Below are 13,160 nucleotides of genomic sequence, written 5' to 3'. Positions count from 1 at the left end.
GTTATTAATTCGAGTTCGATTAATAATTCTCCTTCACATTATTAATATGCTGCTTTTTTAGTTTGCGTCGAGGATGTATCATAAATCAATTTTCATTGAGTCTTGTTACGTTGAGCTAAGCCTGTGCTGAGCTTGTCGAAGCATCGAAACGCCACAAAAGGTAGTTTTTATGATTCCTTCGACAGGCTCAGGATTGACATTTCGTATTTATGATATAGCCTCCTTTTTTGCAGGAAAGATGCTGAAATAAATTCAACAAGACGTGTTATACAAGCAATACAGCAATAAAACAGCAAAAAATTAAGCTTAAGAATCGAACTCAGGTTATTAAAGTGGCCTTTTAGAGTAAATTCCTCCATTGATTTATTTTGGCAGTTGCTCTACACGAACTAAAACAGTAGGCGAACTTAATGCATCAAGAAAAGAAACAACTGCATCTTTTTCAGCATTGCTTAATTTTAAACCACGCAAGAGTTTATCATTTTTTGGAAGCAATGCGTCGTTTGCCTGTTCAGGTTTAACACGCTGATTTGGCATCCCAACATTGTACATATTTAATACGCCATCCATATCCGGAAACAAACCATTGTGAAACCAAGGTGCAGTTTTCATCACATTTCTTAAGCCAGGGGTTTTGAATTTACCTACATCTTCAGGTTTTTTAGTCACGTTGTATAAACCTAAATCTTCGTACTTCCTACCATAATAGGTTAATCCGTCGTTATGAAATTCATTATCTGTAAATAGCGGTCCGTTGTGGCAATTAATGCATCTGGCTTTTGTTCTAAATAAATGCAAACCCATTAGCTGCTGGTCGCTAAGTGCTTTCTTATCTTTTGCCAAAAACCTATCGAAAGATGTTCTTCTGCTTACAATGCTTCTTTGAAAGGTAGCCAAGCTTTCAAAAATTCTCTTATTTGTAACCTGTGCCGAACCAAATGCATCAATGAAATAAGGTTTGTAACCTTTTATTTTACTTAATTTCTTGCCTAAAACTTTCATATCCTGATGCATTTCATTGTGTGCCGCAATCGGACTTTCGCCTTGCTCTTCCAAACTATTTGCTCTTCCATCCCAGAATAATTTTTTGTAAAACCACACATTTTCTAAAGTTGGCGCATTGCGGATGTTGGCTAAATGATCATGGCCGATAGAAACTTGTCGCCCGTCTGTCCAGTGTAAATCCGGCGCATGGCAACTCGAACAAGAAATTTGATTAGAACCCGACAACCGTGGATCGAAAAATAATATTTTGCCTAGCTCTACAACTTTTTTTATCGAATCATTTTTTAGGTCTAATGGTGATGGAGGCAGTTCACCAAGTTCTGTAAAAACAGCTCCTTTATCCACATTGGGTTTAGGCCACTCAGCTGTGGGTTTAGCGTAAACTTTACGCAGGCTATCGATGCTTAACTCTTCATCATTGCTAAACTCTGTTGATTGAAAGGAAAAGAAAATTAATCCGCCGAGGATTAAAACAAGAGAGGCAAAAACTTTATTCATTGATTTAAAAGTATAGATTTAAGCTGATGTTTGAAGAAAAGCGATCTTTGCCGGGTAGATAAATATAATTGGTATCTGGCATTTTTATGCGTTCCAAATAGGTTAATCCAACTTTAATACCAGCTTGTATTTGATTAAAAGCAGGAAAGCTATAATCGGCACTTAGATTGCCACCAATTTTTGTAGATGTGTTGAACATGTAATCATAATAAATTACTCGCTGTGTAAACTGGCCAACATTTATTTCAGGAACGTTTATACTGCTGTTTAGAGGTAGTGAATAAATCGCATTTATATCTATACCCCAGTTTTTTTCTTTGGCAAACGTCTTATTAAATCCCATTCCCCCCACGAGATCTAATTTATTGTATTCTACATCATTACCCGTTAATCCATCTTTTCTTTGTTCTCCGCTTTTGTTAACAGCTAACGTATAGTTAAAACGAGTTGCGTTTTTTTGCATAGTTAAAATATTTCGTAAACCAATTTGTTCTGTATTATATAGATAATTGTTAGCCAGGTAAATGTAATTTAGATCCTTTCCTTTTGAATTGTTATAATTAAGATTAATAGATAGTTTTTTATTTCTGAAATTCTTTAACCATAATAGATTGAATGAATTTTTATCCAGATGATATCGGTTAAAATTAAATCGCCCAGACGAATTCGACCTCAAATAGTTTTGGTTTTCAGCGATGTGTGAATATAAAAAATACAAATTTCCGAAATTTCCAGATTCAAAATTAATGTACGCATCGAAACCATTTCTGATTTCATCATTGTTGTAATCTCGTTCTAAATTTTTAATATAGGCTTCTCCATAACCATTTATCAAGTAATTATTATAAGCTGGTAACAAAACAATTTGAGAATAGCTATTATTTTTATAATCTACACTGAAACGCTCTTGACCATAGCCATATCGATATGCGGTGCCTATTTTTAAGCGGTTAAAAAATGTATAACCTAATGTTCCGATAAGATTAAATTGAAAATCTGATACAGAACCTCTTGGATCATTGGTTGAGAAGTGATTTCCAATTCGATAATCGGCACCCAAACCAATGGGGAGATTTTTATCAAGAAGATTTTTTTCTGCTAATGCAGATAGATTATATACTGCCCGTTCATAACTTACATTAATTGGCGAACCAAAATAATATGGCGTTGATACATTATTTCTGGTTTGATGATTGTACATGGTGCTATCTTCAAAAGTTTTGTGATAACTAAAGAGTCCGTATAAAAAAATTGAACCCAATTGTGTGCTGCCTTCGGTTTTTATGTAAGTGTTTTTAATTTTTCCTGCGTTTTGTGCTTCCATTAATTCTCCTTTATCATAATTAAAGCCTACGCTGATATTGCTGTACTGCAAGGGTATAAGTTTACGTATGTTAAATGGGCTCAGCTTGGCAAATTCGAATGCGTTTTTTGAAACAGAATCTGCATTAAAAACCTTGTTTGATAAGCTTTGATTTGCATTTTCGTTATTGCTTTGACTATAGCAAAAAAGGCATAAGCATTGAAATATGATTAATAAACTTAGTTTCTTCATTTTATTGATTAAATAGTATTGCAGTAGTTGACTATTGATTTTTATTTAAATCCTCTTGGATTTGCAAGACTGAAATAATCAAAGTCTTCGGTTGAGTTATTGGTATCTTTTAAAATTTTTCTTCCATTTTCAGTTCTATCTGTTTTTCTAATTACAGATTGAGAACTATATTGTCCGTTTGGAGCAAATGTGTAGCCGGCATCTAGAGAAGCGCCCAGTTTTTTTGGAACACGATCCGATGCTGTGTTTGGTTGTATTTCTACGGCATCAATAATTACACTATTCGGTATTTGGTAAAATTTATCTGAAGTAGAGGATGGAGTAGAAATTGTAGGATAATTATATTTCGGATAGTCTTTTACTTCAGTTCCATCTCTTTTAAAAATAATAAAAGCTGTTCTACCCGGATTATCAAATAACATATCTGTGCCATTGTAAGCTAGAACATTAAGGTTTGGTATCGATGGATTATCAATATCTGATGTTAGTGGTCTCGGTAAAAATGGAGCATAATAAGCTTCGAAATCAGCCCCACTTAGGTCAATAGTTAGAGATGGATCTCGAACTGTTATAGTTTTACCGTCCGTTCCGGTAAAAGGTGATTTGTGGTTAATAGCAGTTTGTGCAATTACAATACTTGCTCCAGGTAATACAGGGTGTTCTTTACCTTTTCCCGGCAACATAAATAGTGCCCTTGGGTAAACATAATTGTTATTAGCATCTATATTCGAAGGCATATTTAAGGATTTACTCCAGTCCATTTGCCCATTTGGTAAAGTGTAATAAGATGTATTTGTATAACTTTGGCGACCAATTATTTCTGCAAAGTATAGGCTATCTGCATACATAACAGAATCAGTATTGTTATAAATTTCAATAAACTGATCTCTATAGCCCGCACCAGTTGTGGTGTTAGAGCCAGCATAATAAATTTGTTTGATTAGCCAGTTGCCAATGTTTCCAGAAACGAGTTTAATATTAAGTTCGTTATTGGTTAAGCCTATTGTTTTGTTTTTATCAGATGCATTAAAAATCACATCTTTGTCTACAATTTCGCCCGTTACGGAGCTGTAAGTTGCTGCAGGAATGGTAATGGTTGCACTAATATCATATACACCTGCAGAAATTCCTTGAAATGAAACATTTCCATTAGCATCTGTTATCAATTGCTTTTCTACGTTGGTATTTACATTAAGTATTTTAATCAATACTTTGCTTAAGGATAATTTCTTACCCAACTCGGTTGATGCATAAACGGTGCTTATTTTCAGGTTGATCGGCTGCAGTTCTGGAGTTCCAATTTTTTTGCAGGATAAAAGTATTGTGATGCAAAACACATATTGTGTAAACTTTTTCATTTTAAATAATTAAAGTTTTAATGACATTTCTGCTCCGAAAGTGGGAGTGGTATTAGGAAATACTAAGGTTCCGGTAGAACTGGTGTAATATGGTTGATAATTAAATACGTTATAAACATTGAAAGAAAACCTAAATCTTTTTTTGATTTCTTTTGCAATACTTAAATGGTAGTTTGATATAATCTTAGGCAAATTATTTACGCTAAATTCTTCAGGCGTACGATATAAATGACCATTTAAAGGATCATTTCTATCAAAATTATTTATCACTACATAACTATTATCAAGCGTGTAGTAAGCAATTGGTACGTTTTGATTTGCTGCCTCAATTGTCTTGTTAAATAAATCAAATTCGGCAGTAAATTGGACAATTAAACTTATTTTAGGGATGTGGGTAGATGCTGTAATTCTACTTGTGCTGAAATATGCTTTTCTATTGTTAGGCTCGTAAACGCCAGTAACTGCATATTTAGGGTTGGTACTTGTTGTTAATGAAGTAACAGCATTTCTAAAAGTTGGATAAGTTGATTTGTACGCTGTTCTTGAAAATCCGCCACTAATGTTAAATGAAGTTGCAATTTCTTTAATTTCCGGAGTGCTCAAAACCACTTCAAAACCTTGGTTCTCTGATCTTAAATCATTGTCAAACCTATAATAATCTAATGAATATATTCTTGAGCCTGTTTGAGTATATGTAGCTGGTTGCCCCGGTGTTAATGTGGCTGCGTAGGTAGGTAAGGTTAAAGCCTGATAATCGTGAACTGTACTTATACCATTGCTGTTGGTTTTGTTATACGCGGAAAGTGAAAGGTTAAAATCCTTTAATTTTATTTGAGTAGTAAATTCAATGGTTTCACTTTTTGATGCCTTGAGATTTTCATTATTAGGCTCATACCTGTTTACGTAGAGCAAATAAACACTTTCGTTTACATTTCCGTTATAGGCATTTAGTAAGGGGATTTCCCTAAAAGTAGGGCCAGGATATCTCTGCGCCAAACCCGGAGATTTGAAAGCCAATCCATAAGCTAATCCTATTTTAACATTTTTGTTTAATTCGTAGTTGATATTAGTTCTTGGAGCAAAGGAGGCATATCCATTTTGAATATCAAGCCTCAAACCCGCCCTGACATTTAAATCCCGGTTAAGCACTTTTGCCTTAAACATATCTTCGGTATAAAAACCAGCATCTTGAATTGCATTTGCTAGGTTAAAATCATAATATCTTTCAGAATTTTTAGATGAAAATGTTGTTGATGTTACCCTAACGCCACTCCTAGGTGCGTTTGGATCTACTACTTGTCCTAAACCTTTGTTTGCGCTGTAATTATAGTTGCCACCAAAAGATAAATAGTGAGTCAGGTTACCCGTATTAAACTCTGTATTTAAATCCATTCGGGCTGAAAAGTTTATCGGTCGACCATCAATTTGGGAAATTGCCGTGTACACACCCGAATCATATTTACCTTTAGTGATTCCGGTCTGTACCGCATCAGAATATAAAACGTAAGCTTCGTTTACTAACTGCTCATCATAAGTTACCTGATGTCCCTCAGCATAATTTAAATTCAAACCAATATTTTTAAAAAACTTATTGCTAAATCGATAACTAGTTCGGTTGCTTACACTTAAATTCCAACTATCAAATCTTGTTTTGGTACTTTTAGGGTCATCGGGGTCTTGTTTAATTCCGTCGAGGTTTCTGCCATAATCGAAACTGAATGTGTTTTTAAGCTCTTTGCTTTTGCCATAACTGTTGGTCCACATGGCATTTGCATTAACCCGTCGGTATTCTTTTAATTTGTCCCGATTATCTGCAAACGAGTTAACATAGTTTACACCCAAATTAAGTGCACCAAGTTTATCGCTCAATTTTAATCCCTTACTGGCGCTATAAGATGTGGCATTATCCCTCAGTTGCATCCGAATATTTGCAGCGGAAACTCCCGCTTGGCGTTCAATAATTACGGCACCATCAGTTAAATCTCCATATTTTACAGGAGCAACGCCAGAGATGATTTCAATACTTTCGATATTATCAGCTGGTATTTGCCGCAAATCTGTTCCACCGAAAGCATAATCACCGCTGTAAGATTTATTTCCACTTCCTCTTAAACCATAACTGGCTCCTGAAGTAATTACCGAACCGCCCATTCCACTAATGCCCACATTTCGGCTTTGCATGTTGGCATTATTGCTAATTGGATTGCCATCCAAAATAATTGCCACGCCAAAGGAGTTGTTTAATTCAAAATTACTTCTACCACTAGTTGTTGGCGCAAAGGTTGATCTTAAGGTTAAGTTTTGAACGCTTTGCAAAGAAGGCGGCTGAATTTTCCGATTAGGAATTTGGTTCAGTAAATCGTTTACACTTAATGCCGGTATCTGTTCAATTAAATCTCTGGTAATGATTAACGATGAGTTGGTAGAACCTGAGTAGTTTCTTTTGGCATTAATTTCAATGTTTTCTAAACTTAAGTCGAGCACTTTCAGGCTAATGTTTCCTAAATTGTTTTCACCAGCCTTAACGGTAACCGTTAAACTTAATTTTTGAAAACCAATGTATGAGAATTCAAAAGAAAGTTTGTTGTTACTTTCCGAGCCATTAATTCTAAATACGCCATTCTTATCCGTAATGGCATATTGATTGGTCTCAACAACTTTAATATTTACAAGCTCTAAAGGTTTGTTTTGGGGATCTACAACTCGACCGGTAATGTCATTCTTTACTTGTGCAATGCTTGCCAAGCTCAACAAAACGAAAAATATTGATGTGTATAGTTTCTTCAATTTAGATTGATTCTTATTAATCGCCAAAGGTGTAAAATTCAATTTAATTTTCAAAATTATTTAGAATAATTATAAATAATAAATAGTTTTACTATTTGTTTCGACGTCGAATCAGATTGATAGACCTAAAAATTTTCTCTGTCAGTTTAACCTCATCATTAGAAAAGAAAACATTTTTGTTTAGGTTGTAATTGTTTAAAAGGATAACTTTGCGGCTTCAAACCCACACAATGAGTGATCAGATAAAACACGAATGCGGAATCGCTTTTATTCGCCTGTTAAAACCACTATCTTACTACCAGCAAAAGTACGGAACAGCACTTTACGGCCTTAATAAACTATATCTTTTAATGGAAAAGCAGCATAACCGAGGCCAGGATGGCGCCGGCATTGCAACTATTAAGTTGGATATGAAGCCTGGTAGCAGGTATATTAGCCGATATCGGAGTATGGCATCCAATGCGGTAGCAGATATCTTCGAATATGTTCAAAACAAATTTGTAGATATACAAGAAAACACACCTGAATTAATGCAGGATACAGAGTGGCTCAAAAACAACGTAAGCTTTATAGGCGAGGTGTTAATGGGCCATTTGCGTTATGGTACACATGGTAAAAATAGTATCGAAAATTGCCATCCTTTTTTAAGGCAAAATAACTGGATGACACGTAATTTTGTTATTGCGGGTAACTTCAACATGACAAATGTTGATGAGCTATTAGAACAATTGTACGAATTGGGGCAGCATCCAAAAGAAAAAGCTGATACTGTTACAGTGCTTGAAAAAATTGGTCACTTCTTAGATGATGAAAATCAGGAGCTTTTTGATGAATATAAAAAAGAAGGACACGACAACGTAGCCATAACTCAAAAAATAGCTGAAAATTTAAACATCGCAAATATTCTTCGTCGCTCGGCCAAAACCTGGGATGGTGGATATTCTATTTGTGGAATGGTTGGTAACGGTGATTCATTCATCATGAGAGATCCGGCAGGAATTCGCCCGGCATATTACTATTATGATGATGAAATTGTTGTGGCTGCATCAGAACGCCCTGCATTACAAACTGCTTTCAACATTCAATATAAAGACGTTAAAGAAATAGATCCTGGTCATGCTTTAATCATTAAGAAAAATGGTGAAGTTAGCATGGAACAGTTTCGTGAACCAACTGAAAGGCTTTCTTGTTCTTTCGAAAGAATTTATTTCTCTAAAGGAAGTGATGTAGAAATATATCAGGAACGTAAACAATTGGGGCGTTTACTTTGTAATCAGGTGCTTAAAGCTGTAGATTACGATTTGAAAAATACGGTGTTTTCTTTTATCCCGAACACGGCAGAAGTAGCCTTTTTTGGTATGGTTGATGGCGTAAATCAATACGTTCGTAACCATCAAAAAGATGTACTGGTAAATAAGAAGGAACAGTTGAGTGATACAGAACTCGATGAATTGCTATCGATGACACCTAGAGTTGAAAAGCTAGCTGTAAAGGATGTAAAGCTTCGTACTTTTATTACGCAGGATGCAGATCGTGGCGAAATGGTAGCTCATGTTTATGATACAACCTATGGCATTATAAAAAACCATCAGGATACATTGGTTGCTTTAGATGATTCTATTGTTCGTGGTACAACACTTAAACAAAGTATTATTAAGATTGTAGATCGCTTACATCCTAAAAAAATAATCATCGTTTCTTCAGCACCACAAATCAGATACCCGGATTGTTATGGTATTGATATGAGTAGAATGGGGCAATTTGTAGCATTTGATGCAGCGATACAACTCCTAACCGAAAGAGGAATGTGGCAGGTAATTGAAGATGTTTATTCTAAATGCAAGGCTTCATTGTTTTTACCTAAAGAGCAAATTGTAAATCATGTAAAAGAGATTTACAAACCATTTACTCCCGAAGAAATTTCTGCTAAAATTGCTCAAATTATTACTCCAAAAGGAACAGTTGCAGCGGTTGAAGTTATTTATCAAAGTTTAGAAAATTTACATAGTGCTTGTCCTAAAAATAAAGGCGACTGGTATTTCTCAGGAAATTACCCTACGCCAGGCGGTAACAAAGTGGTAAATAAAGCTTTTGTTAACTGGAAAGAAGGAAATAATCAAAGAGCATATTAATTCCATTTCGATTATTAATTTTCCTTCACCCAATTAAAGCTGCTTTTTTAATAGTTAACGTCACCCTGAATTCATTTCAGGGTCTTTTTTGCAGGAAAGATGCTGAAATAAATTCAGCAAGACGTGTTGGAAAAGCATTACGGCGATAAAACAGTAAAATATTAAGTTTAACAGAAATCTGGTTATTGATTTAACATATACCGTATTTGAAGGTAGCTCGCATTTTATGCGGGCTATTTTTTTGTCCATAAATTTGCAGACTTCAGAAATGATTTCGATATGTTGCAAAAACCATTTGCGCCGCTAAACGTTAATGAAATCATAAATTTTAAGAATATGAAAAAGATTTTAATAGCACTGGTAATTTGTTTAGGTTTTGGATGTTCAGAGAATAACCAAAAGAAGGTCGATTCTGTAATTGATGACACGAGCGATAGTTTAGTAGCAAAGGTTGACCAAGTTGGCGATAGCCTTAAACGCGTAAAGGATGATATCAAAAGCAAAATCCCTAAATTTAAAATTGATGTAATTAAAACTATCCCAATTTCCTTGCAGTGGATAAGTTTTGAAAAACAAGGGTCAGCTCAGCTTAAAAAACAAAGTGATGGTTGGTTTTCAATTAAAGGAGAACAAACCAATGCCAATAACGAATTTTTAAGATTAGATGGAAAAATCAAAAGATTAGATGCCAATCAGCTTTCATTTGAGGGAACAATTATTACCTATATTAAAGATAACAATGGTGGTAAACCGTGTGAGAAAACAGGAACACAAATTTTTGCTAAAAAGGGCGACAGAAATTATTATCGCTTACAGAATATGGAAAATTGTTCTGGTGGCAAGGTTTTAGATTATGTAGATATTTACGATGTAGATCAGGTTGTAAAGTAACTAGGCATAAAATTTAAAGTAGGTTTTTACAATTAGCCAGATGGCAAAAATGATAATTACAACACCTGCAATCTTGTTTAATTTTCTTAAAGAATCTTCTTTAATTTTATATCGTAACTTACTAGAATAGAAACTTTTGCCCCCATCAATAGCTAATTGGGTGGCCATAGCAATAAAAAAACAGACTAATTTTTCGTTAAGCATATTATTAAGCTTAACGGAAATTATTCCACTTACAATTATCCAAAACATTAATGTTGATGGTGTGAGGATGCACATCAAAAATCCTTTGATTACGTACCCTCTTTTACTCACCTTTTGTAGGGTTGAACTATCATAATGAACGGTAATTTTAGATACTAAATAATATATTCCAACCGCGAGTAAGAATATGCCGCCAACTACGCCTACGTATTTATCAAAATCTGCTTTATAGTCGAAAAACTGACTGCCAAAAAGAACTAAAGCGATTAAAATTACATCACTAATAATTACACCAACCGCTAAAGAAAAACCCGCTTTAAAGCCTTTCTCTATACTGGTTTTTATCATTGCAAAAAATACCGGCCCTGTTAAAAACGATGAAATAATCCCTGCCCCTATACCTAACAATATGGCTTCAAACATGCATTGTGTTATTTATGAATATGCGAATATGCGATTTAAAGCTAAACATATCAACTTTATTTTTGTTGCACGGGTTGCATAAAATTGATGTTTTTAATTTTATTTTATTTATGTTTAACCCCATAAAAACTTAAAGCATAACACATATAAAATGTCAAAAGAAACAACAAAAAATTATGGTACAGCGCTATACACGATTATAACTGTATTCTTTTTTTGGGGGTTTGTTGCCGCTTCAAACGGTATCTTCATTCCCTTTTGTAAAACGCACTTCAAATTAACACAATTTGAATCTCAATTAATCGATTTTACCTTTTATGGAGGTTATTTCATCGGTTCATTAATCTTGTATTTTGCTTCTCAGGCTACCAAGGTTGATATTCTGAATAAAATCGGTTACAAAAAGGGTATCATCGTCGGATTAATCATTTCGGCCGCAGGTGCATTGTTAATGATTCCTGCAGTTCACTCAGGTTCATTTCTATTTATTCTATTTGCATTTTTTGTTATTGCATTGGGTTTCTCCTTACAACAAACCGCTGCAAATCCATTTGTTGTTGCATTGGGTGAGCCCGAAAGTGGTGCACATAGATTAAACTTAGCTGGTGGTATTAATAACTTTGGCGGTTTAATGGGGCCAGTAATTGTTAGTGTTGTACTTTTTGGAACCGCTAATGATGCCGTAGCAAAAGTGGTAGAAATCTCATCCATCAATAATTTATATTACATTCTTGCTGGCTTGTTTGTAGCGGTTGCTATATTCTTTGCGGTATCAAAACTACCAGATGTAACAAGCACAGAAAAAATAGAAGCAAGTAGTAAACCAACTGGGCCATTAGTTGTAATGATAATCGGATTTTTAATGGTTGCAGCTGCTGGTCCGCTAGCTAATTTAACCGGAATAAGCGGTTCTATATTTGTTTATTCATCGTTCGCAATTATTTTAGGTGCCTTGCTTTATGGCTATCTAGCTAAAAAGGAAAATTCAGCAAGTTGGGGAGCAATGCAATATCCTCAATTGGTATTAGGGATGCTGGCAATCTTCATGTACGTAGGTACAGAGGTTACGATTCAAAGTAATTTAGGTGCATTATTAAAACTTCCTGATTTTGGTGGTTTGGCAGATGCTGAAATTAAACCATACATATCTTTATACTGGGGTAGTATGATGATTGGACGTTGGGCTGGAGCAGTAAGTGCCTTCAACCTTACTAAAATAACTAAAAATGTATTAACGGTTATTGTTCCTTTCGTTGCTTTTGGTATAATTTTAATTGTTAACCATGCAACCGGTACCGATGTTGGTAACCTGTATGTTTATGCAGTTTGTATTGCTATAATGGTTGTTGCAGTTTTCATCGGACAAGAAAAGCCTGCTAAAACGCTTGCAATTTTTGGTACTTTAGGTGCAGTAGCAATTACAATTGGATTATTTACAACTGGTCATGTAGCTATTTTTGCTTTTGTAAGTGGTGGTTTATGTTGTTCAATTATGTGGCCGTCTATATTTTCTTTGGCCATTACTGGTTTAGGAAAATACACTGCCCAAGGCTCATCATTCTTAATTATGATGATTTTAGGTGGTTCAATTATTCCTCCAATTCAAGGTGAACTTGCTGATAGTGCCGGAATTCACAATTCATATATTATTCCTGTGATTGGTTTTGCTTACTTAATATTTTTCGCTTGGAAAGTAAGTGGCGAATTGAAAAAGCAAGGTATTGATGTAGAAAGTATTGCTGCTGAAGGCGGACACTAAAATTTAATAAACTTATTTTAATGCCACAGAAATTATTTTCTGTGGCTTTTTTAATTAATAAATGACTGATAAACCAAGCTTCGATAGCATTTTCATGAATTTGGCTACAGAACTGGCCACACGTTCTCACTGTGTACGTGCTCATGTTGGTGCCGTTTTAACTAAAGATACCCGAATCATTTCAATCGGTTACAATGGTCCGCCAGCTGGAACCCACAATTGTGATGAAGAGTGGCCCGATACAGGCTGCGCCCGCGATAGCAAAGGAAGTTGCTCTTTAGCGCTGCATGCAGAAGAAAACGCAATACTTTATGCATCAAAAAATGGTTCAAAGATAGAAGGATGCACCTTGTACACCACGTTATCTCCTTGTATCGCATGTGCAAGATTAATTCTCTCATCGGGAATTAAACTCGTTTACTATTCAAAATCTTATGCTGCCTACAAAGGTTTACCAAGCGATGAAGGTGTAGATTTTTTAAGAAAGTTTGGTGTTGAAGTGAAGTTGATGGAATCTTAAGGATGATTAGAATTAAGCAATAAAACAA

9 protein-coding genes are annotated in these 13,160 nt (G+C 34.9%); 4 read left to right on the top strand and 5 right to left on the bottom strand.

Annotated elements, in window-relative coordinates; all coding sequences use genetic code 11:
* Window positions 1-363: 363 nt before the first annotated feature.
* Genes D7004_RS14770 through D7004_RS14755 form a run of 4 tightly spaced genes read right to left on the bottom strand, consistent with a single transcriptional unit; the run spans window position 364 to window position 7,257 of the window.
* The gene (locus D7004_RS14770; RefSeq protein WP_123206615.1) at window positions 364-1,503 is read right to left on the bottom strand and encodes a cytochrome-c peroxidase; all 1,140 of its coding nucleotides are present in this window, start codon (window positions 1,501-1,503) and stop codon (window positions 364-366) included.
* A 4-nt stretch (window positions 1,504-1,507) separates the two neighbouring features.
* Entirely contained in the window at window positions 1,508-3,058 is a 1,551-nt protein-coding gene (locus D7004_RS14765; RefSeq protein WP_123206614.1) for a DUF6850 family outer membrane beta-barrel protein, read from the bottom strand.
* Window positions 3,059-3,099: 41 nt separating this feature from the next.
* Complete coding sequence (locus tag D7004_RS14760; RefSeq protein ID WP_123206613.1) at window positions 3,100-4,416, bottom strand: DUF4876 domain-containing protein; 1,317 nt, start codon at window positions 4,414-4,416, stop codon at window positions 3,100-3,102.
* Window positions 4,417-4,425: 9 nt separating this feature from the next.
* Window positions 4,426-7,257, bottom strand: a complete 2,832-nt coding sequence (locus D7004_RS14755) for a TonB-dependent receptor (protein ID WP_123206612.1) — start codon at window positions 7,255-7,257, stop codon at window positions 4,426-4,428.
* Between the two features lie 176 nt (window positions 7,258-7,433).
* Between D7004_RS14755 and D7004_RS14750 the strand changes: the two genes are divergently transcribed.
* Together D7004_RS14750 and D7004_RS14745 are read left to right on the top strand one after the other, a co-directional pair.
* Complete coding sequence (locus D7004_RS14750) at window positions 7,434-9,335, top strand: class II glutamine amidotransferase (RefSeq protein WP_123206611.1); 1,902 nt, start codon at window positions 7,434-7,436, stop codon at window positions 9,333-9,335.
* Window positions 9,336-9,671: 336 nt separating this feature from the next.
* Complete coding sequence (locus D7004_RS14745; RefSeq protein WP_148042814.1) at window positions 9,672-10,226, top strand: hypothetical protein; 555 nt, start codon at window positions 9,672-9,674, stop codon at window positions 10,224-10,226.
* Here D7004_RS14745 and D7004_RS14740 read toward each other — a convergent pair whose 3' ends face one another.
* Window positions 10,227-10,853 carry a LysE family translocator gene (locus D7004_RS14740; protein WP_123206609.1) on the bottom strand — a complete coding sequence of 209 codons (627 nt, stop codon included), beginning with the start codon at window positions 10,851-10,853 and terminating at the stop codon, window positions 10,227-10,229. It abuts the gene before it with no gap.
* A 151-nt stretch (window positions 10,854-11,004) separates the two neighbouring features.
* Between D7004_RS14740 and D7004_RS14735 the strand changes: the two genes are divergently transcribed.
* Both D7004_RS14735 and D7004_RS14730 read left to right on the top strand, forming a co-directional pair.
* Window positions 11,005-12,612 (top strand): MFS transporter, encoded by a 1,608-nt coding sequence (locus tag D7004_RS14735; protein WP_123206608.1) that lies wholly within the window; start codon window positions 11,005-11,007, stop codon window positions 12,610-12,612.
* A gap of 61 nt (window positions 12,613-12,673) precedes the next feature.
* Window positions 12,674-13,132 (top strand): deoxycytidylate deaminase, encoded by a 459-nt coding sequence (locus D7004_RS14730; RefSeq protein ID WP_123206607.1) that lies wholly within the window; start codon window positions 12,674-12,676, stop codon window positions 13,130-13,132.
* Window positions 13,133-13,160: the final 28 nt, after the last annotated feature.

Source organism: Pedobacter jejuensis (assembly GCF_003725795.1).
GTDB classification, from domain to species: Bacteria; Bacteroidota; Bacteroidia; order Sphingobacteriales; family Sphingobacteriaceae; genus Pedobacter; species Pedobacter jejuensis.
The sequence above is the reverse complement of the archived record's forward strand: the minus strand, read 5'-3'. Positions and strand labels throughout refer to the sequence as shown.

Bases quoted from the DNA above. Each gene is read 5' to 3' on its own strand.
- D7004_RS14770 (WP_123206615.1), bottom strand. From the start codon at position 1,503: ATGAATAAAGTTTTTGCCTCTCTTGTTTTAATCCTCGGCGGATTAATT.
- D7004_RS14765 (WP_123206614.1), bottom strand. From the start codon at position 3,058: ATGAAGAAACTAAGTTTATTAATCATATTTCAATGCTTATGCCTTTTT.
- D7004_RS14760 (WP_123206613.1), bottom strand. From the start codon at position 4,416: ATGAAAAAGTTTACACAATATGTGTTTTGCATCACAATACTTTTATCC.
- D7004_RS14750 (WP_123206611.1), top strand. From the start codon at position 7,434: ATGAGTGATCAGATAAAACACGAATGCGGAATCGCTTTTATTCGCCTG.
- D7004_RS14745 (WP_148042814.1), top strand. From the start codon at position 9,672: ATGAAAAAGATTTTAATAGCACTGGTAATTTGTTTAGGTTTTGGATGT.
- D7004_RS14740 (WP_123206609.1), bottom strand. From the start codon at position 10,853: ATGTTTGAAGCCATATTGTTAGGTATAGGGGCAGGGATTATTTCATCG.
- D7004_RS14735 (WP_123206608.1), top strand. From the start codon at position 11,005: ATGTCAAAAGAAACAACAAAAAATTATGGTACAGCGCTATACACGATT.
- D7004_RS14730 (WP_123206607.1), top strand. From the start codon at position 12,674: ATGACTGATAAACCAAGCTTCGATAGCATTTTCATGAATTTGGCTACA.